The sequence below is a fragment of the Neobacillus niacini genome, assembly GCF_031457145.1.
Taxonomy (GTDB): Bacteria; Bacillota; Bacilli; order Bacillales; family Cytobacillaceae; genus Neobacillus; species Neobacillus niacini_J.
Map to the genome: position 1 here is coordinate 272,612 of NZ_JAVDVZ010000002.1, position 24,838 is coordinate 297,449.

Genomic DNA, 24,838 nt, shown 5'->3' on the forward strand with positions numbered 1-24,838 from the left:
AAAGCCAGTAACGATGATTGTTACTGGCTCCTTACTTTACTTCCAATGGACCATTTCTCTTTTTTATTGCAGTTCGTAAACTACTTTTTCAAGCTCCCCTGAAAAATCAAAATCCCCTTCATTTTCATAGACTGGACTCACAGGATAATGAGTATCTCTACCGATGTCCAATCCTTCAAAACTTATTTTAAATTTATGAGTTTGGTCGATTGTTACATTTCCTGCCTCATTCCCATTAATAAAGAGACTGCCAATACCTTTATGAAGATTGGTTGGGTTAAATTCGTACTTAATCGTGGATTGGCCAACAGGTGCATCTGCTTCAATCCGAAATACGCTGGTCCCAACGTTATACTCATAAACTAGTTTATTATCTTTAATATAAAGTGTATAACCGCTCTCATAGTTTCCTAATGCTAGTAAGACGCCATCATCCGATTTCTCCCGATTAATCGGAACCGTAATTGAATATGGACGGTTTATGATAAATGGTGAAGCACCTTCTGGCAGCAGGGACATGCCTGGATAGAAAGTAAAGGTTTTACGGGCACGATAAGAATCACTAGGAATGACTAAAAACCCATCTCCCATTATGTCGGTCATTGGCAGAACATCATATTTCTTTGCTTCTTTGTCCCATAACTTCTGAAGTCCTTTTAACTTTTCTGGATACTTTGCAGCTAGGTTGTTTGATTCCGTAGGATCATCTGCTAAATGGTAGAGCTGCCAAACGTCATTTTCATATGGCTGTCCCTTTGTATGAAGAGCAATCGCTTTCCAGCCGTCATGGTAAATGGCCCGCTGTCCGTTGTTCTCGTAATATTGTGTATCTTTTCCTGCAGCTTGACTATTGCTTAATGTATCCGAAAAACTCTCACCGTGAAGCGGAATTTGCTTTACTCCCTTTATTTCTTTTGGCAGCTCGATTCCCGCTAAATCATAAACAGTAGGTGTGATATCACTAACATGTACATACTGATCGCGGATAGCCCCTTTCTCTTTGATTGCTTTCGGGTAATAGACAATCATTGGGGTTTTCGTTCCTGCTTCATACATCGTTGATTTATATAATTTAAATGGAGTGTTACTAACCTGTGCCCAGCCAGCCGGGAATTCGACTTTTGTTTTGTCAGTACCAAAATTATCAATATTTTCGACGATATCATTTATAGTTTCCGGCAAATCGTTGTATGCTAGTGTATGATTGATTGAACCAGTGGCTTTCCCCATGGCACTTGCCCCATTGTCTGATAAAAAGACTATCATAGTATTATCCAATTCACCGACAGATTCTAAATTTTCAATAAAACGGCCAATTTGCTCATCCGTATGTGTTAAAAAACCTGCATACGTTTCTTGTAGACGAGCAAAAGCTCTTTTCTCATCATTTGTAAGCTGGTCCCAAGGTTTTACTCCTGGGTTAAGCGGCGCTAAGACTGAATTATTTGGTATAATGCCTAGTTCCTTTTGCTTGTTGAACCTTTCATCACGGATTTTATCCCAGCCTTTGTCGTAGACTCCTTTGTACTTATCGATGTATTCCTGAGGAACCTGAACCGGCTGGTGTTGAGCGCCGAAGGCTAAATACAGGAAGAAAGGCTTTTCTGGACTAATAGAAGCTTGATCAGTGACATACTGATTGGCTTTATCTACAATGTCCTCTGAAAAATGATAGTTTTCCTTTTCTGGCACATCAATAAAACTATTATCTTGGACAAGCTCTGGCTTATATTGATCACTGGAATCTTCCAAGATTCCGTAAAAACGGTCAAAGCCCTTACCGAGCGGCCAATTTTCATACGGGCCGGCAGGAGTTGCCTGATGGGATGGAGATAAATGCCATTTCCCTAATGCATAGCTATTATAGCCTTCTTCCTTAAGTACCTCGGCAATCGTGCCCGCCTCGGGATTAATACGACCCCTTTTGTTTGGATATTCTGGTCCCATATCAAAATTGGCTACCGTTGCCATTCCAATATCATGAGGGTTCCGCCCCGTCAGCAACGCAGCACGTGTTGGAGAACAAACTGGTGTAACATGAGAATTGTTGTAGCGAAGCCCGTTCTCCGCTAACATATCTAAGTTTGGTGTTTGGATTTCTGATCCATAGCTTCCGAGATCTGAATACCCTGAATCATCTAAAACAATATACACGATATTCGGTTTTGCTGAATCTTCCCCGTCATTCTGCTTACTTTTATCATACTGTACATTTGACTTCGTTTTAATGGATTCTGCTTTAACTTCTTGTTCCGTAAAATTTTTATATGAGCAGCCTGACAATAAAGCCAGGGCTGACGCAAATACGGTTAACTTTTGAAACGGTGATTTATTCAATACTTTTAATCTATTATTCAAAGTGTTTCCCTCCTCTAATCAATAAGTCTCGCGCCTGCCATCGTGCCGCCATCAATAACTAATTCTGAACCTGTAACGAAAGCTGATTCATCTGATGCTAAATAAAGAACTCCATACCCTACATCTTCTACTTTTCCAAATCTTTGAAGCGGCAGCTGATCCATTAGATTTTTACGGACAGTTTCATTTTCTAAAGCTTCTTTTACTAGTCCCGTCACAATTAGTCCTGGATAAATACTATTTACTCGAATATTATCTCTAGCATATTCAATGGCAGCTGTTTTTGATAGGGAACGAACACCACCCTTTGCTGCACTGTAATGAGCAAAGCTGCCGCCTCTAAGAGCAGCAATCGACGCTATGTTAACAATTGAACCCCCGCCATTTTCCTTCATAACAGGGATAACCGTTTGCATCCCAATAAAAGTTCCGGTTAGATTAATTTCAATCATCTTGGTCCATTCAGCTAAATTTATTTCAGACATAGCCGTTTCAATATGTACCCCGGCATTATTTACAAGAATATCAATTTTTCCAAATGACTCGATTGTGTTTTTAACAACATTCATCCAACCTAATTCTGACGAGATGTCATGGTGAATAGCAATTGCTGTTCCGTTTTCAGCTTGGATTTTTTCAACAACCTTTGAAACTTTATCAAAGTCGATATCGGTGGCAACAACAGTAGCCCCCTCCTTCGCAAATAATTCAGCTTCAAAAGCTCCCTGTCCATTTCCTGCTCCCGTTATGATAGCTATCTTACCTTTTAATCTACCCAAAATCGATTCTCCTTTTCTATAAATATCCTATTATTTATTCACTTGTTTATTTTCATCGGAGGAAAGGAAGGTAGAATTATGTGAGATGATGTTACCCATGCCTCCGCCTACATTAATCTTTTGACCGGTAACATAATCAGATAAATTAGAAGCAAGGAACAAACAGACCCCAGCAATATCCTCAGGCGTTCCCATTCTTTGCATAGGAACTTCTTTTTTCGCAAGAGCAACGGTAAATTGATCCCTTTCAGGACCTGGCGGCATAAGTTCATCCCAAAATGGTGTCATAATTGGTCCAGGTGATATGACATTAACATGGATACCAAGTGGGGCTAGTTCGAATGCAAGATTATGAGTAAGACTCTCCACAGCACCTTTTGCAGCGTGATAATGCAATACTACGGTATATGCGTTAAAGGCTCCCATAGAAGAGAAGTTTACGATTTTTCCATAGTTCTGTTTTTTCATATGTGGTAAAACTTCCATTATTGGATTTAAGGTTCCATTCAGATTCAACTCGATTGTTTTATTCCAATCTTTCATATTAATATTCTCACTTGTACCATTTGCTCCGAAGGTTCCACCGGCACAATTAATTAAAATATCTATTCTGCCAAACTCCTCGATTGCCGAAACAACTAAATCCTTGATTGTTGAAGTGTCCGTCACATCAACCCTATTATAAGCTCGTGCTTTGCCACCGGATGCATTAATGTTAGCCGCAACTTTTTGAGCAATATCTAAATCCAGGTCAGCAATGATAACTGTAGCGCCTTGCTCGGCAAATCTTTTACAAGTCGCCTCCCCCATTCCTTTTGCTCCGCCAGTAACAATAGCTATCTTTTCTTTGAGCAGCATAATGATTCTCCCTTCGAGTATATATTGTTAAATTCCCCTCACGCCGCCATCAGCAACAATGGATGATCCTGTCATATAGGATGATTCATCGGAGGCAAGGAATAAAATAGTCTTTGCCTGTTCTTCTGAAGTAGACATTCTTCCCATTGGGATTATTTTTTCCATATGTGGTGTATTAGGATTATCTGCAATCATTTCGGTATAAACGACTCCGGGCAATAAAGAATTAACTCGAATACCCTTTCCGGCATATTCAGCAGCTACCACTTTTGACATATGGGTTACACCCGCTTTTACAAAACTATAAAGTGCATGGGTTGGCATAACAGCTAAAGCAGCTAAAGAAGTTACATTTACTATATTTCCAGTCTTCCGACTTTCCATATGTGGCAGAACAAGCTGCATTGCCCGGAAATAAGAATACGCATCAAGGGTAACGAATTCATTCCAATCACTTTTTGTAAATTCAACAAAAGGCTTCTCAATAATTCTTCCAGCATTATTTACTAGAATATCTATTTGCCCATATGTTTCCAGAGTTGTCGCTACCAGGTTTTCAATTTGTTTATCTTCCATCATATCTGCCTGAATAAAAATGGCTTCCCCACCTTGAGTATGTATGGCTTTAACCACTTCTTCCCCTTTTTCTTTCCTTCTTCCGCACACAACCACTTTAGCACCTTCAGCAGCGAATAATTTTGCGGTTGCTTCCCCAATACCAGAAGTACTTCCTGTCACAATCGCTACTTTATTATCCAAACGCTTAAATGTAATTCCCACAAAACATCACCTTTCTTCCATTTATTCTTTTCATGTTCATAAAAACGGACACCTCTTCTACAGAAATAGAATGAGGTGTCGTTTTGAGAAGTAAGATTTATTGATTTAATGTAACCTCTAAATCCTTTTTCGGTTTCGTAACTGTTACCGCCCAAATTAGTGATAAAATAATTAATCCAACAGAACTAATTGCTAATGGGAAACGGCCAATATCTTGATTAAAAATATTTTGTATAACTAGAAATCCAAATGGTCCCAAGATACCGCCTAATCCTTGACCCACTACGACTAACCCTACTTGTGGAGGTGCACCAACAGGAGTAAGTTCTGAAACTTTAGTAAATACTCCGGGAATTCCAATTCCCATCCCAGCACCACCGATGACACTGCCGATAAAAATCATTGTTAAGGTTGGAGAAAAATAACAGATGACCATCCCTATCGCTGTAACAAAAACTCCGACTGGAAGGTAGAAGTTTGGAAGTGCATGTTTTACTTTTCCAAAAACAACCCCAGCTAACAGTGTCCCAAAAGTGAATATAGAGATTGCCAAACCAGCCTCAGTTGCATTACCTAATTGATCACCTTGAATAACAACAGAAATGTTTGTTACATAACCAAAAATCAACCCAGAAAAAAATACCTGTCCTAAGCATACCCAATAAATTGCTTTCGGAAGTTTGACCTTGGTCTTTGAGCCTGTCGTTTCTGATAGCTGTTTCTTCTCAGGTTCAGGAAGATATAACATGGTAATAGCCAAAATCCAAATTGGGAAAAGGTAAGTAAGGAATCCATATTGCCAGCCAAAGGCATCTGCTAAAATTCCTCCGCCTAATTGGAAGAAAATCGCTCCAATACATGCAATCGTAGAAGTTCCAAAACCAATTAAGAAATCTCTTTCTCGGCCGTCAAAGAAATCTGTTATTATATCTATTGACAACGGCATTGTTATCCCAACACCTAGCCCTAAAAGTCCTCTCATCGCAATAATCAATGGCAGGTTATCTATAAAGGTTGGGAGTGTCCCACCAACAATAAATAAGGTCAAACCAATAAATAACAATGTTTTCTTTTTAAACACTTTTGTAAGTTTTCCATAAAAAAGTGCAGGAACGATTTGTATGAGACCTGGAAAAGTAGCTACCAACATAACAATGGTTGGATCATATTCAGGAAATGCTTTAATAATGTCAGCCATAATGGATCCTGCTACACCAGCAGCTACATCTTGGAACGCTAGAATGACGACTAAAAACTTAAGCATATTTTTACTGATATTCTTTGCCATTTATTTTCCTCCCTATATTTGTTTTCTTCAGTTCTGCGAAAAATCTGTAACCTTTTTCATTAATTAGAAAATGATTGACTCTGCTGCCCTTGTGGCCTGCAAGACACAACAGCTAAAATTTTAATTTTTTATTTTTTTACGTTTTACCGGTGAAAAGCGTAAAAAAAGCGCTTTCTTTTACTAACTGTAATTCTACAGTCGGTAAATATACTTGTCAATGTATTCATAATATTTTTTATTTTCCAAACAATTACTTACACAATTACTCTGGAAAAAATTAAAAAAAAATTGTATTTTCAACGTTTTTTACCTAATTTCTTACTTAAGAATTATTTGTATGGAAACTCTATTTTTGTTCTTTGGTACTTGTAATCTATAATTTACTTTCATTAACCGCTTAAGAATTATATTTTTCATGGTTCATAAAATGCAAGCGTCTTCATTTAATTATTTTGGGATATTTTCATTTAAAATGTAAGAAAATATGTTATATTCTAATAAAATGAAAATTAGGAGTGAGAAAATGAATTCACTAATACAGCGTGCCTATAATTTTAATGCAGGTCCATCTGCACTTCCGCTTGCTGTTCTTGAAAAAGCCAAGCAGGAACTTATTGATTTTCGTGGTACTGGTATGTCGGTCATGGAGCTTAGCCACCGAAGTGCTGCTTATGAAGAAGTACATAATACTGCCATTGCACTACTAAAAGAATTATTATCAATTCCAGAGAATTATGAGGTTCTTTTTCTGCAAGGAGGAGGCAGTCTTCAATTTTCAATGGTCCCAATGAACTTTTTGAAACCTGGTGAAAAAGCAGGTTATATTATGACAGGTTCTTGGTCTGAAAAGGCATTTTCCGAGGCTAAATTATTCGGGGATCCGTATCATGTTGCTAGCACAAAGGATGGTCAATATCGCCAAATCCCTCAATTTGATGAGCTGCAATACAATCCGACTGATGCCTATATCCATCTCACATCCAATAATACCATCTATGGTACTCAGTGGAAGGACTTCCCTGATACAGGAGATGTTCCATTAATCGCAGATATGTCCAGTGATATCTTATCCAAACCGATTGATGTCAGCAAATTTTCTTTAATATACGCAGGTGCCCAAAAAAATCTTGGACCTTCTGGTGTTACAGTGGCAATTATTCGCAAGGATATGATTGAAAAGGGTAATCCAGCTATTCCAACATTGTTGAAGTATAGCACCCATTCAAAAAACAACTCTTTATATAATACGCCTCCGACATTTGGAATCTATATGCTTGGTGAAGTTTTAAGCTGGATAAAAGAGTTAGGCGGAATAAATGCGCTTACCAATCGGAACGAAGAAAAAGCAAAAATTATATATGACGCCATCGACCAAAGCAATGGATTTTATGTTGGTCATGCTGAAGTTGAGAGCCGTTCACTTATGAACATTACTTTCCGAGTAAGTGATGAAGAATTGGAGAAAAAATTCTTAGCAGAAGCAAAGGCGGAAGGGTTTGTAGGTGTAAACGGTCATCGTTCTGTTGGAGGCTGCCGCGCTTCCACCTACAATGCTGTTCCATATGAAACGTGTAAGGCTTTTAGTGAATTCATGATTCAATTTCAAAATACCAATCAATAATCAAATAAAGAAGGGAAATATATGATTCATATATTTCCCTTCTTTATTTTTCGATATAAACGATACCCTTTCCTAACACTGTTAACAATAAAGAAAGGAATAGGCGGATGAAATTTATAAAGAAATGGCAGGTAAATTTTGTGATAGGCTTTTTTCAAGTCATCCCACTTCCGGCATTTACCCTGCTTATAAAAATCTGAGACATCCACGATATATCCTCTTCCCTCGCTCATCACCACATTTTTTCCATGTACATCAAACGGGTTGAGCCCCACTGAACGGGCATATGTAATCCCCTTATCTACATCCTTAATTACAGACTTAGGAATGCGTATCCCCTTAACAACTGCGTCAAACAAGTTAATACCATCTATCCTTTTTAAAATTAAATAATTATCTCCATGGTCAATGAGTGAGGAAAAGGATTCATGATTGCCCAATTTCTTATATACTTCAACTTCCTTTTTTAAGTCCTCAGGTTTTCTTCCATATACCTTCACAACCCACTTTGGATTTGCTTGGTGCAGAAAGACACCTGCATAATTCCCACTCCCAATTGTTTTCCAAGTATTTGAGAAATTTTTAACAATAATTGGTTCAAACGGTCCTTCTGTTGTTAGGTTGATATTGGGTAATAATTCATTGCCAATTAATTTTGTATATTTCTCAATTTTCATTTGCACACCTCAATAAAAAACGAATTAATTATTTCTTTATTTTAGTATACAACCGATATACACTTAAAATAGAAAAAATATGCTCACTTCAATACAAAACTTTAATATTTTTCTCTATAAATCCATTAAATGAAAGAGGTGGTACGATGAAATTTTCATCTTTGGAAACCGAAAGATTGAAATTAATTAAAATTACACAAACTCATGCTGAAAGCATATTTGGCATTTTATCATTAGATGAAGTAACCAAGTTTTACGGAACTGATAGGTTCACTTCGATTGAAGATGCAAAAAAGCTAATTGAAGTGTTTCAAAAAAATTTTTACGAAAAACGTGCGATTCGCTGGGGAATGGTACTCAAGGAAAATAACAAGCTTATTGGGACACTAGGTCTTAATGGATTACAGCTAAAAAACAAGAAAGCTGAAATTGGTTATGAGTTACACCCCTCTTATTGGCGGATGGGCTACACCTCTGAAGCTATAAAAGAGGTTTTGCGATATACCTACCTAAATCTAGAATTACATCGAATTGGTGCGGTGGTTTACCTAGAAAACCAAGCATCTATCAATCTTCTTGAAAAGTTAGGATTTAGTAAAGAAGGGGTGTTACGTGACTATTTATATCAAAACAACAGATATCACACAACCCATATGTTATCTTTACTTAAGGATGAATGGGCACTAACAGCACCTATATCACATAGTGGTCAATCCACATAAAAAAAGCCAGGAATCCTGGCTTTTATTCTTCAAAAAAGTCTTTAAATGCTTTCGGGTTACTTGTTTCCTTCCCTTGATAATAAGGGTTGTTTTCTGTAGAATCCTGTGGATCAAGGTTTGTTTTGATAATTAAATGCGGTTCCATGGGCTGCTCAGCAATGATTCTGTCGTTTAATTGTTGAAAATCCGGCAGTTTCTTATTTCCAGGTTGTCTTGGCTCCAAATCATGACACCTCCTAAAAATATGATGCTGATTTTTGTTTTGTAACATACATCATTTCCTTATAGATTAATTATAAAATAAATAAAAAGAAAAAACTAGGAAGTAAAGACTTCCTAGTGTGTTTATTCTTCTTCAACTCCGAGTAAGAAATCCGGGTTTAATTCCTCGAATTCTTCGTCGTCTACATCCATTCCCCAATCATCGTCATCATCATGGCAACCCTTTGGATTAACGGCGACACATACTTTTGTTTCGCCAATGACCTCCACTAAGAATTCCTTTTCAACATGAACAATGATGCGATTTCCATTTGGGGAAATAACTGCTTCACAACAATTAGGCTGCTGAAGTACTTTAGCACAAATCTCATTGTCATCCAAGCAATCATGGTCACGATATTTTAACTTAATGACATCACAGTATTGTACCTTTTCGGTAACTACTTCTGTTCTGGTATTATCATTATATGAGTACCAAACGTTGATATCATAAGAGCCGTGTATCTCTACAGTTTTGCCGACTTTTTTCGCGTTGTATTTATGGTTGATAATCCAACAGCCTAGTATGCTGGTTGGACTATGTGCCGGGCTGATCGTATGATTGGAATTGGTGAATTTACGCCCTTTCGCTACTACGGCCTTTACAATTATCTCTCTGTATTCTCCCATTTCGCGCGAACCCTCCTCATTCATTTTCAATTCATCCTATGCTAGATTTTTGACTAGTGTGAGAAATATTTCTGCGAATACTGGTTAAAAGTTTAGTCATAATTCATTTTATGCGGGAGTTTAATGTAGGTTCCAATTAGGCATGTACTTTAAGTCAACGAGGATTGTTTTTGGAGACAACAAAAAAGCCAGGCTCTTAATAAGCCCGGCTTTCCATTAATTAATGGTCGTGGTCATGGTCATGATTTCCACATGATCCGCCATTATTTATACTTGCGCCTGTTTCACCGCGTAATACATCTCCACCAGTAGATTCAATAATGGCATCTGTTACCTTGTTAGATACTGTAGTGGCAATTAACTGCAGCAAATCATTTACTTCTAGTTGAGACTGTTTAAACTCTTGAACAACCGGAATTTCGTCTAGTTCCTGTTCAAGGGAAGCAATTTTGTCTTCCACTTTTCTCAATGCTTCTGGTTTACCGTAATGCTGTAGATTAACGGCTTGCTTTTGTAATCCCTTAATATCTGTTATTAACGTACTAACCTTTGGGTTTACGTGAATTTGTGCTTCTGCACGTTTAAAGAAATCGACTTCCTCAGTATCTGCAATCATTCTTGCTAATTCTTGTGCACGCGCGATGATATCGTCTTTTGTATATTTTGCCACTTTATTTCACCTCTACTGGTTCTAGTTCTTCCACCATTTCTCCGTTTAATGACCATGTTCTTGCATCAGTAATTCTCACCTTAACTATTTTACCAATGGCTGATTTAGGCGCAACAAAATTTACAAGCTTGCTCCTAGATGTGTATCCTGCAAGGACATCAGGATTGTTCTTGCTTTCCCCTTCAACAAGAACATCTAGGATTTGACCTTCATGCTTTTTCATTGCTTCTAAAGAAAGCTCGTTTACAAGGGCGTTCAAACGCTGCAAGCGTGCTTTTTTTACTTCCATTGGAACGTTATCCTCCATTTTAGCCGCTGGCGTACCTTCACGTGGAGAGTAAATAAAAGTATAAGCCAATTCATACCCCACTTCACGATAGAGGGACATTGTTTCTTCAAACTGTTCGTCCGTTTCGTTAGGGTAGCCTACGATAATATCGGTTGTCAAAGCAACATTGGGAATTGCCGCTTTGATTTTTCTTACAAGCTCTAAATATTGTTCCCTTGTATATTTACGAGCCATAATTTTCAATATGTCTGTTGAACCAGATTGAACTGGTAAATGGATATGATCCATTAGGTTACCACCTTGGGCGAGAACTTCAATTAGACGATCATCAAAGTCACGGGGATGGCTTGTAGTAAAACGAATCCGTGGGATATCAATTTTCCGCAGCTCATTCATCAACTCGCCAAGTCCGTAGTTACTATCCGCTAAATCTTTTCCATACGCATTTACGTTTTGACCTAGGAGTGTGACCTCTTGGTATCCTTGTGCTGCTAATTGACGTACTTCCTGGATAATTTCCTCAGGACGACGGCTTCGTTCCTTCCCACGTGTAAAAGGTACGATACAATACGTACAGAATTTGTCACAGCCATACATTATGTTAACCCATGCCTTGATATTGCCGCGTCGTACTTTGGGAAGGTTTTCGATGACATCACCTTCTTTAGACCACACTTCAACCACCATTTCTTTAGACATATAAGCTTCATTTAAGATATTTGGCAAACGGTGAATGTTATGTGTACCAAAAATCATGTCAACTTGATTATAGGTTTTTAGAATCTTATTAACAACGGATTCTTCCTGTGACATACATCCACATACACCTATTAGTAAATCCGGTTTTTCTAACTTCAAATGCTTTAAATGTCCTAGTTCTCCGAACACTTTGTTTTCAGCATTCTCACGAATCGCACATGTATTTAGAAGTATAACACTGGCATCCTCTGTAGAATCTGTAGGCTCATACCCCAAAGCCAAGAAAATCCCTGCCATCACTTCTGTATCATGTTCATTCATTTGGCAGCCATATGTTCGGATATAGAATTTACGTCCTTCTCCCATACCGCGAAATTCTTCAGGAATGGAGAAATCGTTATGATACTTCACTTCTTCTTTACCACGCTTTTTAGCATCTTTTAAAGAAGGTGCAGTAATTACTTGCTCAAAATACTTGCTGTAATTCTTTGCGGATTTTTTGTCCGAAGAATTAGCAGGTTCGATTTGTTGAGCTTCTACACGTTGTTTTTCATTCATAAATAATAAATCTCCTTTCAGTCAATTTAAAAATTAGTCTATGAAAAGTAAAATTTTCCCTGTACTAGTGTGAAAGAATCCTACCTAACACACTTCCGCACATTATTATAGTATAAAGGTTAATAGGCTTGAAAACAATAGAAAATCCCGTAGTAGAATACTACGGGATTTTCCATGACTTTACATAAATTCATTAACTAATTTATCAAAGTATCCTTGATCAAGGTTAAGATCTGCATGTGCTAATGGAGTTTCAGAAAAATTATTAATCAATTCCTGGTAGGATTTACGTTCTGTGTTTTGATAGATCAAACCAGTAACTAAACCATTATGCTTCATCAATGTTTGCATAGCGTTTTCACGGTTTGAAGGATCGTATCCTTCAATATCACTTAACTTCGTTAGATTTTCTTTAAACCAATCATAAGTGTTGACCTTATTATAGGTTACACAAGGACTATAAACGTTAATTAAAGAGAAGCCTTTATGCTTAATGCCTGCTTCAATTAATGCAGTTAAGTCTTTAAGATCTGTTGAGAAACTTTGTGCAACAAATGTTGCCCCTGCAGTTAAAGCCATCTCCATTGGTGAAATCGGTTGTTCAATCGAACCTAGCGGTGATGATTTAGTTTTAAAGCCGGTAGCAGAACGTGGAGACGTTTGCCCTTTTGTTAAACCATAGATTTGGTTATCCATAACAATGTAAGTGATATCTACATTACGACGAATAGCATGAATAGTATGTCCCATACCAATTGCAAAGCCGTCTCCGTCACCACCAGAAGCGATAACTGTTAAATCACGATTTCCCATTTTTACACCTTGTGCGATTGGTAATGAACGACCATGAATTCCATGGAATCCATATGAATTAATGTATCCAGAGATACGACCAGAACATCCGATACCAGAAATAACAGCTAAGTTTTCAGGCTCAAGACCCACATTTGCTGCTGCACGTTGCATTGCCGCTTGTACAGAGAAGTCGCCACAGCCAGGGCACCAGTTCGGTTTTACATTATTTCTAAATTCTTTAAAAGTGGCCATGCTTAGAACAACTCCTTACATTTTGTATATACTTCGTGTGGTAGGAACGGATTACCGTCATATTTTAAATGTTTAATAATCTTTTCAGCATGCCCAACATTCATTTTCATAATGTTTGCCAATTGACCAGTAGCATTGTTTTCAACAACCACTACTTTCTTTGCTGAACGAACAAGTGGTAATACTTCGTCAGTTGGGAATGGGTGAAGCAAACGAATATGAGCGTGATTTACTTTCATTCCTTCTTTTTCTAAACGAACCATAGCTTCCTCAATTACACCTCTAGTTGAATTAAAACCAACTAGTAAAATGTCAGCATCTTCATGCTTAGTGTTTTTATACACTGGTGTATTGAAACGAATATTTTCAATTTTACGGAATCGCTTGTCCATTTGAGCGTTCCTATTTACTGCCGATTCAGAAGGTTTTCCAGTTTCATCATGTTCAACACCTGTTACATGGTGAATACCATTTTTCATACCAGGGATGACACGTGGAGAAACTCCATCAGATGTCACTTCATAACGTTTGAAATACGCTTTATTTTCACTCTCAGGAATTTCATCAGTAACAAGCTTTCCACGTCTGATTTCTACTTTATCCATACTTAAAGGTTCAACTGTCTGCTTACCTAAAGATAGTTGAAGGTCTGTAAGAACAATTACAGGACATTGATATTCTTCAGCAAGGTTAAATGCCTCAGTTGTATCATAGAAAGCCTCTTCTACAGTACTTGGAGCCATAACGATTTTAGGGATTTCTCCATGTGTTCCATAAATCATCGCCATTAAATCTGACTGTTCTTGCTTTGTTGGTAATCCTGTAGATGGACCGCCACGTTGAGTATCAACAACAACAAGTGGGGTTTCAGTTATACCTGAAAGACCAATTGCTTCCATTTTTAATGATAGTCCCGGACCAGCCGATGCCGTAATGGTTCGAACACCAGCATAGTTAGCACCAATTGCCATTGTACAAGCAGCAATTTCATCTTCTGTTTGAATAACTGTACCACCAAGAGCAGGAAGCTTTTTAATTAAATATTCCATTATTTCAGAAGCTGGTGTAATTGGGTAAGCAGCCATAAAACGGCAGCCAGCTGCAATAGCACCTAATGCAATAGCGTCATTTCCAATCATAAACATACGCTTCTTGCCGTCAGCTTTTTCAAGTTCCATTATTTCAACGCCATCTACAAGCTGTTTTTTCATATAATCATATCCAGCTTTAATGGCATCCATGTTTTTCGCAACTACTTGAGCACCTTTTTTACCAAAAATCTCTTGAACTACTTCTTCAAAAACATGAATATCAAGATTCAAGACAGCTGATGTAGCACCAATGGCTACCATGTTTTTCATTAGGGATGTACCTAATTCAGTAGCAATTTCTGTAAATGGAACCGCATACAATGGTGCTTGTGAATCTTCTGGTTTCTTCGGCGTGAACTTTGCATCCGCAAGTATTACACCTTTGCTGTGTAACTCTTTGTAGTTTAAATCGATAGTTTCTTGGTCAAAAGCGACTAGAACATCCAGATCATCAGAGATTGAACGAACTTCTGTCGTACTTACTCTGATCTTGTTGTTTGTATGACCGCCTTTGATACGAGATGAAAAGTGACGATAACCATACAAGTAATACCCCAGGCGATTCAATGCAATTGCAAATATTTCCCCTGTACTTTCAATACCTTCCCCTTGTTGTCCGCCAACTTTCCACGAAAGTTGATTGATCATGACTTACACCCCTTTGGATATGTAAAAGATATATTTTATAACTCGCCATAAGTTTAGCACTTTTCCGAGTAATTCACTAGAATTTAGCCTACTAAAGCTTCAAAAGTCTAAATAATATGAATTTAGGAGATATACTAAACGCTTACAATTCTAGACCTGAAAACAAAAAATTGCAACCCTTTCAGAAAAAATAGTGTCTAAAATATGAATATTTTTTTATAATTTAAAAATTTACATTTATTGGATTTTTAAAATAGTACGTAAACCGCTATTGTTACGCTATTTTTAATTAATCTCGTAAAATACCTATGTCATAATTTTTATTATAGAAAACGTTTTCATTTATTCTAGTATAATACTTTTTACGAAAAATTAAAACATAAAAATACCTGCTTATTTATAAGCAGGTAAAAAGTAGCTGTTCCAAGCTTTTTCACATATTAGATTCTATCTCCTTCATCTGGGTTCAACAATAAGCTTTATAGCCGTGCGTTCTTCACCATCAATCTGAATATCAGTGAACGCAGGGATGCAAATCAAATCAACTCCGCTAGGTGCTACAAATCCTCTTGCAATCGCTACTGCCTTAACAGCTTGATTTAATGCACCTGCACCAATCGCCTGTATTTCTGCTGCACCTCTTTCACGCAGAACTCCAGCAAGTGCACCAGCTACAGAATTAGGATTAGATTTTGCTGAAACCTTTAATATTTCCATTCCTAGCTCCCCCTTGTATAATCCCGATCCTGGCATGAGCAGTTTCATGAGCAAATCAGGTATATAAGTTTCCACTGCTACTATATTCAATCTACAAATGACATATTCCGGCTTGGACAAAAAAAGTGGGGATTTGGCTAAAAAAAAGAATAACTCTCCAGGATTGGAGAGTTATGAGTACCAAGGATTATCTTCATTTATTAAAATTCTTTCCATTTTTTTGCATTTTCCAGTTTTCCTATCAAGTTCCATATAAACTCCACTTAGCTGGCTCCGACCCGATTTTGGAACTTCAAATCGTACTGGCAGGCTTGTCAGAAACTTAGTGATGACTGCTTCCCTCTCCATACCTAGAATTCCATCATATGGACCTGTCATCCCTACATCGGTTAAATAGCCCGTCCCATTTGGCAGAACACGGCTATCTGCGGTTTGAACGTGTGTATGCGTTCCTACGACAGCAGAAACCTTTCCATCCAAATACCAACCCATTGCCTGTTTTTCACTTGTTGCTTCTGCATGAAAATCAACAAAGATAAACGGTGTTCTCTCTTGTGCTAACTCCACAAGTTCGTCTGCCTTCTGAAAAGGACAATCTAAAGGAGGCATAAAGGTCCGACCTTGTAGATTTATTACGGCTACTTCGATGTCATTTACTTTAAAAAATACGAGTCCTTTACCAGGTGTTCCTTCAGGGAAATTAGCCGGACGCACCAGATTCTTTGCCGAATCGATAAAATCAAAAATCTCTTTGTTATCCCAAGCGTGATTACCAAGGGTTATAGCCTGAGCGCCTGCCCCCAAAAACTCTCGGTAAATCTTTTCGGTAATCCCTCGACCACCTGCTGCATTTTCACCATTAATGATTGTAAAATTAGGTCGATATTTTTCTTTAATTTTTGGTACATACTCTTTTACCATATCTCGGCCTGGTGAGCCGACAACATCTCCAATAAATAATAAGTTCATTTGTGTTCCTTTCATAAAGCATTTATTTACTATAAATTGTATCACACTTTTATTTGATTTAACCGCTGGTTAACTTACAAAAAAAATAAAGCAGTGCTTTCGCACCGCTCTATTTTGCGTATTCCACAGCCCGTGTTTCACGGATGACTGTTACTTTAATATGTCCTGGATAATCAAGCTCTTCTTCGATTCGTTTCCGAATATCTCTTGCCAAACGATGTGCAGCTAAATCATCAACCGCATCAGGTCTTACAATGATCCGTACCTCACGACCAGCCTGAATCGCAAAGGATTTTTCCACTCCATCATAGGACTCAGAAATTTCCTCTAGCTTTTCTAAACGGCGGATATAGTTTTCTAGTGTCTCACTGCGTGCTCCGGGTCTTGCAGCTGATAATGCGTCAGCAGCAGCAACTAGAACAGCAATAACTGATGTTGGTTCCGTATCACCATGATGTGAGGCAATACTGTTGATAACAACTGGGTGTTCCTTGTATTTAGTCGCAAGTTCAACTCCAATTTCAACATGGCTGCCTTCCACTTCATGATCAATGGCTTTACCGATATCGTGCAAGAGACCTGCACGACGTGCCAGCGTTTCATCCTCACCAAGTTCAGCTGCTAGTAAGCCCGAAAGCTGTGCAACCTCTATTGAGTGTTTTAAGACATTTTGACCATAACTTGTACGGAACTTTAAACGTCCAAGAATTTTAATAAGGTCCGGATGCAATCCGTGAACTCCGACTTCAAAGGTCGTTTGTTCACCCACTTCACGGATATATTCATCCACTTCACGACGAGATTTCTCAACCATTTCCTCAATACGTGCAGGATGGATACGTCCATCTTGGACTAACTTTTCAAGCGCCAATCGGGCTGTTTCTCGACGAATTGGGTCGAAGCCAGATAGAATAACAGCCTCAGGAGTATCATCGATAATTAAGTCTATTCCCGTTAATGTCTCTAGAGTACGGATATTTCTTCCTTCACGGCCAATAATGCGACCTTTCATTTCATCATTTGGAAGGTTGACTACAGATACAGTCGTTTCCGCAACATGGTCAGCAGCGCAACGCTGGATTGCTAGCGATAAAATTTCCTTCGCTTTCTTATCTGATTCCTCTTTCACTCGGTTTTCGCTATCCTTGATCATTATCGCTGTCTCATAGGTTAGTTCCTGCTCCAACTTGTCAATAATAATCGCTTTAGCTTCCTCACGCGTCAAACTCGAAATACGTTCGAGTTCTGTTTGTTGTGTTCGTACCAGCTCGTCCACTTTGCTTTCCATCTGTTCAATATGCTGTTGTCTTTGGTTTAGAGAATCATCCTTCTTTTCTAATAGAATTTCTCGTTTATTTAACGATTCATCCTTTCGATCTAAATTCTCTTCTCTTTGCAGTAAACGGTTTTCTTGTTTTTGCAGTTCATTTCTTCGTTCACGAACCTCACGTTCGGTCTCTGTACGAAGCTTGTGAATTTCATCCTTTGCTTCTAGCAAAGCTTCTTTTTTCAATGAATCAGCATCACGCTTTGCATCTTCAAGAATCTGCTCTGCAGCATTCTTTGCTCCTGCTATTTTTGCCTCAGCAATGGATTTACGAACAAAATAGCCAACAACGGCACCGACGATAATGCCAAGCAAAATGGAGATGATAGTAATAGGTTCCATCGTTACACCTCCTCTTGCTATGAACTTTTTTGTTACACTTTTTTTAAGTGTCGGCATGTACATTTGGTCAGGTTCAATATACAGCATGCACTAGGGTTTTCATTGTAATATTAACAAAAATGTAAAATATACATGTTAATTGTAAATGTGTGTATAATCATTGTCAAGGGTAACTCCTGCCAGCTTTTTGAAATATTTAGACTTTGTTCATATTTTAACAATTAAAAATCTTGGATAGTATGTATAAAAACGCAGAACTACTAATAATTATGCATTTTAGGATAAAAAGCAAAACCTAAACAGGCTTTGCTCTCAATTTTTAATCTATCAATTCAAACTGCTCATCATCATCAGTGGTTTCAGTCACGACTTTTTCCCCGTCTAATCCGAAATGTTCCCGAATTTTCTGCTGAATTTCAAGAGCAATACTTGGATTTTCTTTTAGGAATGTCTTTGCATTTTCGCGCCCTTGGCCGATTCTTTCTTCATTATATGAATACCAAGAACCACTCTTTTGAACAATATCTAATTCAGAGCCGATGTCAACGAGCTCACCCACTTTAGAAATTCCTTCACCATACATAATATCCACTTCAGCCGTACGGAATGGAGGGGCAACCTTATTCTTAACAATCTTAATCTTCGTTTTGTTTCCAACTATTTCAGTACCTTGCTTTAGTGCTTCTCCACGACGTACTTCAATACGTACAGTCGAATAGAATTTCAATGCGCGTCCACCTGGAGTTGTCTCGGGATTTCCAAACATGACCCCAATTTTTTCACGAACCTGGTTAATAAAGATAGCAATTGTCTTTGATTTATTGATTACACCAGATAGTTTTCTGAGTGCTTGCGACATTAAACGCGCTTGAAGGCCCATGTGAGAATCTCCCATTTCACCTTCAATTTCCGCCTTTGGAACTAATGCTGCCACGGAGTCGACAACAAGAATATCAATTGCTCCGCTTCGAACAAGTGCCTCAGCGATTTCAAGAGCTTGCTCTCCTGTATCAGGCTGGGATAACAGTAACTCATCAATGTTTACTCCAAGTTTTTGTGCATATGCAGGATCTAGGGCATGCTCGGCGTCGATAAACGCTGCTTGTCCGCCCGCTGCTTGCACTTCAGCGATTGCATGTAAGGCAACAGTTGTTTTACCTGAGCTCTCAGGGCCATAAATTTCGATGATTCTTCCTTTTGGATAACCACCTACTCCAAGTGCAGCATCAACTGCCAGCGAGCCACTTGGACTTGTTAAAATCCTTGTATCTGTTTTCTCTCCCATTTTCATAATGGAGCCTTTACCAAATTGCTTTTCTATCTGTTTTAGCGCCATTTCTAAGGCCGCTTTACGATCACTCACTATAGTTCCTCCCTTATATATAAACCAAAAAGTTAATAGCCAAAATCTATTTGTTTTAAATCCTATTAATAATATAACCTCTTTTGGGCTATTTGTCGAGGAAAAAATCGAACATTCATTCGACTTTTTTGAAACAAAAAGTCATGTAAAAATAGGTAATTCCCCCATACATTTAGCCTTTATGAATCAGATTTTATACCCTAAATTACTTTTTCTACCTTTTTCAGACTTTTTCTATTTCAATAAAAAAATCACAGAAAGCCATTTTAAGCCTTCTGCGATTCTTGTAATAGTTCTATTAAATAATAACATCCATATTTTACAGATCGGGTCCGATTCGCTTCTCTTGTCCCACCAAGTAGTAGCTCATGAACAACCGTTTGTTTACCCTTAATAGAAATACCTATAAAAACGGTCCCTACAGGCTTCCCTTCAAGCTCAGTTGGTCCAGCAACACCAGTAAAACTAATCCCTATATCAGTTGAAACTAACGATGCAACATTTTCTGCAAGCTCTTTCGCACACTCTACACTTACTACACCATACTTTTCAATTGTTTCCTCTTTTACCTTTAAGACTTCTTTCTTTACCTCGTTGGTGTAGCAAACAACCCCCCCCTTATATACTGAGCTGGTACCAGGAAAACTAGTTATTTCCTGCTGAAATAACCCTCCGGTTAAACTCTCAGCAGCAGAAACAGTTAATTGTTTTTCATTCAATACTTTCATTAACTCTGCCATCAGGGAAGTATTATCATAACCATAACAAAACTGACCTACACGAGAATTGATCTTTTGCTCGATTTCATCAATCATCGAGTTTGCGACCATAATATCTTGATGTTTTGCCGTTAAACGTAATGTACACTCTCCATCCGCTGCAAGTGGTGCAATGGTTGGATTTGTTTGTTGCTCTATTAAATCATCGATTTCAGTTTCTAATGACGCCTCGCCAATTCCAAAGTATCTTAATACTCTAGAAACAATTTTTTCATCTTCTTTTACTTGTTTTGATAAAGCTGCTGTACCAAATTGCAAAAACATTGGCTCCATTTCTTTCGGTGGACCAGGCAAAAGCATATATATACAATTACCATTCTCGACCATCATACCCGGTGCCATCCCATGATGGTTTGGCAGAATCATTGAACCCTCTAAAACAAGGGCCTGCTTTTTATTATTTTCAGTCATTACCCTATTTCCCTTTTTAAAATAGAGTTCAATAGATTCTAATGCCTCTTGGTCCATTACGAGTTTTTTCCCTATATGCCGTGCAATCGTTTCTTTCGTTAAATCATCTTTTGTCGGTCCAAGCCCGCCAGTAAAAATAATCAAATTTGAGCGCTTTTCCGCAATCTCAATTGCAGACCTTAATCTGTCAGGATTATCGCCAACTACAGTGTGAAAATAAACATTAATGCCTATTCCCGCCAGTTGTTGCGATATAAATCGAGCATTACTATTAACAATTTGACCTAGTAGTAATTCAGAACCAACAGCAATAATTTCTGCATTCATATCCGTTACCCCAAATTCTATTTAGAATTCTTAAAAACATGCATGTTTTTTGCAAAATAATCCCAGCCAGACCAAATAGTGAAAATTAATGCCACCCATAATGCTATGTCAGCAAATGGAAATCCAATCATTTCAAAAATAATATTATGTAATAAAAGTGCTGAGATCGCGACTATTTGTGCCCATGTTTTGATTTTTCCAAGCATATTGGCAGCTACCACTTCTCCACCCTCTACAAGCAAGAGACGGAGACCCGTAACGGCAAATTCCCTGCTAATGATTGCGATAACAATCCAAGAGGCTGCAAAGCCAAGCTCAACAAGAACCACTAGAGCTGCAGAAACAAGTAATTTATCGGCGAGTGGGTCGAGGAATTTCCCCATATTTGTAACAAGATTATATTTTCTGGCGTAGTAGCCATCTACCCAATCTGTAGAAGCAGCAAAAATAAAGATTAATGCTCCAACAAAATGGGTTACCGGAAGATCAGCTCCCAGTAGATGCATAATCCCCCAATCAAAAGGTACAAGCATAATGATCAAGAATAGAGGTATTAAGAGTATTCTTGATACTGTTATTTTATTTGGTACATTCATATTATTGCCTCCAGATTATATTAGAACGAAAAATAGTCATCACTCGATGACTATTCGTTCTTCGGAACATATTGAATCGTAATGTTCTGTTGAACCACATCAGCAGGTGCGATTGCATACTCGAGCTTTTGGTCATTTACGTAAATCTCTGTATCGACCGTTCTACCAACAACAATGACTGCTTTGGTTTCGCCTGTTAAATCTACTTCTGTACTTTGTGTACCAGTAGTTGATAATAACCCCTGGAACTTGGATTGATTACTGCTATTTTTAACATTTACCCATGTTTGCCCTGTTGAAACAAGTTTCACAATAAATTTATCTGCATTTTTCAAATCATAAGTAGAGTTTTTTCCACTGTTTTGAACAGCTGTTAATTCCTGTTTCGGCGTTTCTACTGGAGTTTCCTCAACCGCATTTTGTTCTTCATTCTGCTGTTCGTCATTGTTTTGTTCTTTGTCATTTTCTTTTTCTGTATCTTTTTCGGTCTCATCCGCTTTTTCTAGATTTTCGGAGCGTACAAATTTTACTGGCTCATTTTCTTTATTTATTGCGTTATTCGCATCGCCACCGTCGTAATTAACAAAGAAGTAATATAATAACCCCGCAGCGCCAATAACAAAGACCCCAATTAAGACTTTTGGGATAATATCGAAAATTTTTGAAGATCCTTCTGTTACTGTTTTACGCGATTTTACTCTCGATAATTGTTCAGGTAAATCCTCATTATGAGTTGCTGGTATTTCGTTCTTATATGTTTCAAAAATTTCATCTGGATTAAGCTGAAGCGCTTCTGCATATTGCTTAACAAAAGCACGGACATAAAAATTTCCTGGCATGCTAGAATAATTGCCTTCTTCGATGCCTATCAAATACCGCTTTTGAATCTTAGTGATAGACTGTAAATCCTCTAAGCTTAATCCTTTGGCTAATCGCGCTTCTTTTAGTCGATTACCTAATTCTGTCACCTATTAACACCTTCCAATTAATTAAAATCCAAAATCTCCAAAATCAGAACCAGAGAATAAATTATTTTGGTCAACAATGTCATATGTAATTTCTTCATCTGCGTGGTTTCTCAACTCTATAATATAATCAAAATCATCAAGCGTATACTCGGAATTTTGCACAAAAATATCAGGATGTTCGACCACTTTTACTGCCGGTAAGCGCATGATTTCACGTACGAGCTGCCAATGACGTTCACTTGCACGTTTTGTGGAAACAATCCCATCAAGAATGAATAAATTGTTTTCGTTGTATTCATCTTGAATCAGCTGGTTCCGTATCGTTTGCTTTAAGAGAGTGGAAGATACAAATAACCACCTTTTATTTGCACAAACACTGGCCGCTACTACAGACTCAGTTTTACCTACCCTTGGCATCCCGCGTATCCCTATCAGTTTGTGCCCTTCTTGCTTGAACAATTCAGCCATAAAATCAACTAATACACCAAGTTCATTCCTAATAAAGCGGAATGTCTTTTTATCATCTGCATCACGCTGTATGTATCTTCCGTGGCGAACTGCCAGCCGATCACGGAGTTTTGGTTCCCTAATCTTAATTACTTTTATTGTGTCCATTGTATTTAAAATTGACTCTAACCGTTTAATTTGATTATCATCTTTTACTAACATCAATAAACCGCGTCTTCCTTCATCGACTCCGTTAATGGTAACAATATTTATTGACAGCATTCCAAGTAAAGAGGAGATGTCGCCCAGCAAACCAGGACGGTTTTTTTGAATCTCATATTCTAAATACCACTCTTTCTTCTCCATAAAAACCCTCCTACAGCGTAAACGACAAATTTTTCATATTTTCATCTATCCATAATAATATATGATTTTGATTGAAGATGAAAGCAAAAACCAATCTAATGCGTATTTAAGTGTTTTTTTCTTTAAAAAGCAAAAAAGAGAGGATTACCCTCTCTTTTAACGACTACCATTATTTTGAACTAATTTTACCATAATATTTGCAATTGCTTGCTGTTCTTCTTTATCAGCAACGGACCATAGGTCAGAAAGGATTCTTTCTTGCTCGTTTTTAGGTTCAACCTGCTCTGATAAATAATCCCCAATTTGTAATGCAAGAGCACTTATAGCACCTTCGCTCATCCCTTCATTTTGTGCTTGATGAAGACGATCAGCAAGAAAATCTTCCCATTGTTTCCAGTTATCTAAAACTGACATATGAAACCCTCCTTTTTTATTGTACAGTGTTATTTTGCTATGGTAAGGAGGAAATTATTCACGAAAAAAATTTTAAGTATACCAACCGCCATTTATCGATAGGACTTGTCCCGTAATATAAGAAGACTCTTCTGAAAGTAAGAATTTCACCCCATTTGCTATTTCTTCAGGAAGACCAAGCCTTCCCATCGGGATTTCGTATTGAAGAAGTTGTTTATCCTCCTCTGTAAATTGGCCCATCATCGCGGTTTCAACAGCACCAGGGGCAATGGCATTCACACGTATCCCACTCAATGCTATCTCCTTGCTTAATGCTTTAACAAACGAAATTTGTGCTCCTTTTGCTGTTGAATAGACCACTTCACAAGCAGCACCTGTTTGACCCCAAATCGATGAGATAAGGATTACGTTACCCGAACGTTTTTTTATCAGTTTTGGTAAGAGTTCTTTCGTTATCATTACTGGGTTCATCACATGCACCCGCATGAGTGATTCCATTTCTTCCTGTTTTAAATCAACTAGGAGACCATATTGGCTATTACCACTGCAGTGAATAATGGCATCAAGGGAGAAAATTTGTGAGCATATCTTTTTATATCCGTCAGGATCTTCTAAATTAGCCTGAATGGTTGTGTATTCACCCCCAAATGGTTCAAGGCTTCTCAGCAATTCCTTTATTGTTTTTTTATTTTGATTAAAGTGTAAATATAAATGATATCCCAGAGAGGCTAATTTAAATGCTACAGCTTGTCCGATACCGCCGCTTGCTCCCGTAATAAGTGCATATTTTTTCATGTCTTCACTCTTTCTCTTTTAACTACTCTCCTCATTTTAAC

24 protein-coding genes are annotated in these 24,838 nt (G+C 37.8%); 2 read left to right on the forward strand and 22 right to left on the reverse strand.

All coding sequences use genetic code 11. From position 1 onward, the window contains the following. Positions 1 to 63: 63 nt before the first annotated feature. The 5 genes from J2Y03_RS06120 to J2Y03_RS06140 form a co-directional block, all read right to left on the reverse strand. Positions 64 to 2,358 carry an arylsulfatase gene (locus J2Y03_RS06120; RefSeq protein WP_310191924.1) on the reverse strand — a complete coding sequence of 765 codons (2,295 nt, stop codon included), beginning with the start codon at positions 2,356 to 2,358 and terminating at the stop codon, positions 64 to 66. A 14-nt stretch (positions 2,359 to 2,372) separates the two neighbouring features. Next, a complete protein-coding gene (locus J2Y03_RS06125) occupies positions 2,373 to 3,137 on the reverse strand; it encodes an SDR family NAD(P)-dependent oxidoreductase (RefSeq protein WP_310191927.1) in 765 nt (254 codons plus the stop codon). Positions 3,138 to 3,167: 30 nt separating this feature from the next. Then, positions 3,168 to 3,995 carry an SDR family NAD(P)-dependent oxidoreductase gene (locus J2Y03_RS06130; RefSeq protein ID WP_132086194.1) on the reverse strand — a complete coding sequence of 276 codons (828 nt, stop codon included), beginning with the start codon at positions 3,993 to 3,995 and terminating at the stop codon, positions 3,168 to 3,170. A gap of 27 nt (positions 3,996 to 4,022) precedes the next feature. Beyond that, positions 4,023 to 4,775 carry an SDR family NAD(P)-dependent oxidoreductase gene (locus J2Y03_RS06135; protein ID WP_310191930.1) on the reverse strand — a complete coding sequence of 251 codons (753 nt, stop codon included), beginning with the start codon at positions 4,773 to 4,775 and terminating at the stop codon, positions 4,023 to 4,025. 97 nt (positions 4,776 to 4,872) lie between these two features. Beyond that, positions 4,873 to 6,063 carry an MFS transporter gene (locus J2Y03_RS06140; protein ID WP_310191933.1) on the reverse strand — a complete coding sequence of 397 codons (1,191 nt, stop codon included), beginning with the start codon at positions 6,061 to 6,063 and terminating at the stop codon, positions 4,873 to 4,875. A gap of 523 nt (positions 6,064 to 6,586) precedes the next feature. Here J2Y03_RS06140 and serC point away from each other — a divergent pair. Beyond that, on the forward strand, positions 6,587 to 7,684 hold the full coding sequence (serC, locus tag J2Y03_RS06145) for a 3-phosphoserine/phosphohydroxythreonine transaminase (protein WP_310191936.1): 1,098 nt from the start codon (positions 6,587 to 6,589) through the stop codon (positions 7,682 to 7,684). Positions 7,685 to 7,710: 26 nt separating this feature from the next. On the opposite strand, the gene J2Y03_RS06150 is transcribed toward serC, so the two are convergent. Next, positions 7,711 to 8,361, reverse strand: coding sequence for a protein kinase family protein (locus J2Y03_RS06150; RefSeq protein WP_310191939.1), 651 nt, complete (start codon positions 8,359 to 8,361; stop codon positions 7,711 to 7,713). A gap of 146 nt (positions 8,362 to 8,507) precedes the next feature. Here J2Y03_RS06150 and J2Y03_RS06155 point away from each other — a divergent pair, with 146 nt between their 5' ends. Beyond that, on the forward strand, positions 8,508 to 9,083 hold the full coding sequence (locus J2Y03_RS06155) for a GNAT family N-acetyltransferase (RefSeq protein ID WP_310191943.1): 576 nt from the start codon (positions 8,508 to 8,510) through the stop codon (positions 9,081 to 9,083). A 22-nt stretch (positions 9,084 to 9,105) separates the two neighbouring features. Here J2Y03_RS06155 and J2Y03_RS06160 read toward each other — a convergent pair whose 3' ends face one another. The 16 genes from J2Y03_RS06160 to ymfI all read right to left on the reverse strand — a co-directional run bounded on the left by J2Y03_RS06160 (position 9,106) and on the right by ymfI (position 24,797). Further along, positions 9,106 to 9,306: a hypothetical protein gene (locus tag J2Y03_RS06160; protein WP_132086182.1), complete on the reverse strand. Its 201-nt coding sequence runs from the start codon at positions 9,304 to 9,306 to the stop codon at positions 9,106 to 9,108. Between the two features lie 122 nt (positions 9,307 to 9,428). Then, positions 9,429 to 9,974, reverse strand: coding sequence for an outer spore coat protein CotE (locus tag J2Y03_RS06165; protein WP_310191946.1), 546 nt, complete (start codon positions 9,972 to 9,974; stop codon positions 9,429 to 9,431). A gap of 220 nt (positions 9,975 to 10,194) precedes the next feature. Further along, positions 10,195 to 10,644, reverse strand: a complete 450-nt coding sequence (locus J2Y03_RS06170; protein WP_310191949.1) for a YlbF/YmcA family competence regulator — start codon at positions 10,642 to 10,644, stop codon at positions 10,195 to 10,197. A 1-nt stretch (position 10,645) separates the two neighbouring features. Next, the gene (gene miaB, locus J2Y03_RS06175; RefSeq protein WP_310191952.1) at positions 10,646 to 12,190 is read right to left on the reverse strand and encodes a tRNA (N6-isopentenyl adenosine(37)-C2)-methylthiotransferase MiaB; all 1,545 of its coding nucleotides are present in this window, start codon (positions 12,188 to 12,190) and stop codon (positions 10,646 to 10,648) included. A gap of 180 nt (positions 12,191 to 12,370) precedes the next feature. Then, positions 12,371 to 13,237, reverse strand: coding sequence for a 2-oxoacid:ferredoxin oxidoreductase subunit beta (locus tag J2Y03_RS06180; protein ID WP_132086174.1), 867 nt, complete (start codon positions 13,235 to 13,237; stop codon positions 12,371 to 12,373). A gap of 2 nt (positions 13,238 to 13,239) precedes the next feature. Next, entirely contained in the window at positions 13,240 to 14,976 is a 1,737-nt protein-coding gene (locus tag J2Y03_RS06185; protein ID WP_310191956.1) for a 2-oxoacid:acceptor oxidoreductase subunit alpha, read from the reverse strand. 456 nt (positions 14,977 to 15,432) lie between these two features. After that, the gene (gene spoVS, locus J2Y03_RS06190) at positions 15,433 to 15,693 is read right to left on the reverse strand and encodes a stage V sporulation protein SpoVS (protein ID WP_003181955.1); all 261 of its coding nucleotides are present in this window, start codon (positions 15,691 to 15,693) and stop codon (positions 15,433 to 15,435) included. Positions 15,694 to 15,864: 171 nt separating this feature from the next. Beyond that, positions 15,865 to 16,662, reverse strand: coding sequence for a TIGR00282 family metallophosphoesterase (locus tag J2Y03_RS06195; protein WP_310193010.1), 798 nt, complete (start codon positions 16,660 to 16,662; stop codon positions 15,865 to 15,867). 109 nt (positions 16,663 to 16,771) lie between these two features. Beyond that, positions 16,772 to 18,331: a ribonuclease Y gene (gene rny, locus J2Y03_RS06200; RefSeq protein WP_132086168.1), complete on the reverse strand. Its 1,560-nt coding sequence runs from the start codon at positions 18,329 to 18,331 to the stop codon at positions 16,772 to 16,774. A gap of 319 nt (positions 18,332 to 18,650) precedes the next feature. Beyond that, positions 18,651 to 19,694 (reverse strand): recombinase RecA, encoded by a 1,044-nt coding sequence (gene recA, locus J2Y03_RS06205; RefSeq protein WP_310191962.1) that lies wholly within the window; start codon positions 19,692 to 19,694, stop codon positions 18,651 to 18,653. 266 nt (positions 19,695 to 19,960) lie between these two features. Continuing rightward, positions 19,961 to 21,211, reverse strand: coding sequence for a competence/damage-inducible protein A (locus J2Y03_RS06210; RefSeq protein ID WP_310191964.1), 1,251 nt, complete (start codon positions 21,209 to 21,211; stop codon positions 19,961 to 19,963). Positions 21,212 to 21,228: 17 nt separating this feature from the next. Beyond that, positions 21,229 to 21,807 (reverse strand): CDP-diacylglycerol--glycerol-3-phosphate 3-phosphatidyltransferase, encoded by a 579-nt coding sequence (pgsA, locus tag J2Y03_RS06215; RefSeq protein WP_132086162.1) that lies wholly within the window; start codon positions 21,805 to 21,807, stop codon positions 21,229 to 21,231. A gap of 50 nt (positions 21,808 to 21,857) precedes the next feature. Beyond that, positions 21,858 to 22,775, reverse strand: a complete 918-nt coding sequence (locus tag J2Y03_RS06220; RefSeq protein ID WP_310191968.1) for a helix-turn-helix domain-containing protein — start codon at positions 22,773 to 22,775, stop codon at positions 21,858 to 21,860. 21 nt (positions 22,776 to 22,796) lie between these two features. Then, positions 22,797 to 23,588 carry a YmfK family protein gene (locus tag J2Y03_RS06225; protein WP_132086158.1) on the reverse strand — a complete coding sequence of 264 codons (792 nt, stop codon included), beginning with the start codon at positions 23,586 to 23,588 and terminating at the stop codon, positions 22,797 to 22,799. Positions 23,589 to 23,744: 156 nt separating this feature from the next. Then, a complete protein-coding gene (locus J2Y03_RS06230) occupies positions 23,745 to 24,002 on the reverse strand; it encodes a DUF3243 domain-containing protein (protein ID WP_179161182.1) in 258 nt (85 codons plus the stop codon). Between the two features lie 72 nt (positions 24,003 to 24,074). Then, on the reverse strand, positions 24,075 to 24,797 hold the full coding sequence (gene ymfI / locus J2Y03_RS06235; RefSeq protein ID WP_310191973.1) for an elongation factor P 5-aminopentanone reductase: 723 nt from the start codon (positions 24,795 to 24,797) through the stop codon (positions 24,075 to 24,077). Between the last annotated feature and the right edge of the window lie 41 nt (positions 24,798 to 24,838).

What these genes read in the sequence shown, in the direction of transcription:
- J2Y03_RS06165 (WP_310191946.1), bottom strand. Translation starts at nt 9,974, where the DNA reads ATGGGAGAATACAGAGAGATAATTGTAAAGGCCGTAGTAGCGAAAGGG.
- spoVS (WP_003181955.1), bottom strand. Translation starts at nt 15,693, where the DNA reads ATGGAAATATTAAAGGTTTCAGCAAAATCTAATCCTAATTCTGTAGCT.
- serC (WP_310191936.1), top strand. Translation starts at nt 6,587, where the DNA reads ATGAATTCACTAATACAGCGTGCCTATAATTTTAATGCAGGTCCATCT.
- J2Y03_RS06230 (WP_179161182.1), bottom strand. Translation starts at nt 24,002, where the DNA reads ATGTCAGTTTTAGATAACTGGAAACAATGGGAAGATTTTCTTGCTGAT.
- J2Y03_RS06225 (WP_132086158.1), bottom strand. Translation starts at nt 23,588, where the DNA reads ATGGAGAAGAAAGAGTGGTATTTAGAATATGAGATTCAAAAAAACCGT.
- J2Y03_RS06155 (WP_310191943.1), top strand. Translation starts at nt 8,508, where the DNA reads ATGAAATTTTCATCTTTGGAAACCGAAAGATTGAAATTAATTAAAATT.
- J2Y03_RS06130 (WP_132086194.1), bottom strand. Translation starts at nt 3,995, where the DNA reads ATGCTGCTCAAAGAAAAGATAGCTATTGTTACTGGCGGAGCAAAAGGA.
- ymfI (WP_310191973.1), bottom strand. Translation starts at nt 24,797, where the DNA reads ATGAAAAAATATGCACTTATTACGGGAGCAAGCGGCGGTATCGGACAA.
- J2Y03_RS06195 (WP_310193010.1), bottom strand. Translation starts at nt 16,662, where the DNA reads ATGAACTTATTATTTATTGGAGATGTTGTCGGCTCACCAGGCCGAGAT.
- J2Y03_RS06210 (WP_310191964.1), bottom strand. Translation starts at nt 21,211, where the DNA reads ATGAATGCAGAAATTATTGCTGTTGGTTCTGAATTACTACTAGGTCAA.
- miaB (WP_310191952.1), bottom strand. Translation starts at nt 12,190, where the DNA reads ATGAATGAAAAACAACGTGTAGAAGCTCAACAAATCGAACCTGCTAAT.
- J2Y03_RS06150 (WP_310191939.1), bottom strand. Translation starts at nt 8,361, where the DNA reads ATGAAAATTGAGAAATATACAAAATTAATTGGCAATGAATTATTACCC.
- J2Y03_RS06185 (WP_310191956.1), bottom strand. Translation starts at nt 14,976, where the DNA reads ATGATCAATCAACTTTCGTGGAAAGTTGGCGGACAACAAGGGGAAGGT.
- pgsA (WP_132086162.1), bottom strand. Translation starts at nt 21,807, where the DNA reads ATGAATGTACCAAATAAAATAACAGTATCAAGAATACTCTTAATACCT.
- J2Y03_RS06180 (WP_132086174.1), bottom strand. Translation starts at nt 13,237, where the DNA reads ATGGCCACTTTTAAAGAATTTAGAAATAATGTAAAACCGAACTGGTGC.
- J2Y03_RS06140 (WP_310191933.1), bottom strand. Translation starts at nt 6,063, where the DNA reads ATGGCAAAGAATATCAGTAAAAATATGCTTAAGTTTTTAGTCGTCATT.
- rny (WP_132086168.1), bottom strand. Translation starts at nt 18,331, where the DNA reads ATGGAACCTATTACTATCATCTCCATTTTGCTTGGCATTATCGTCGGT.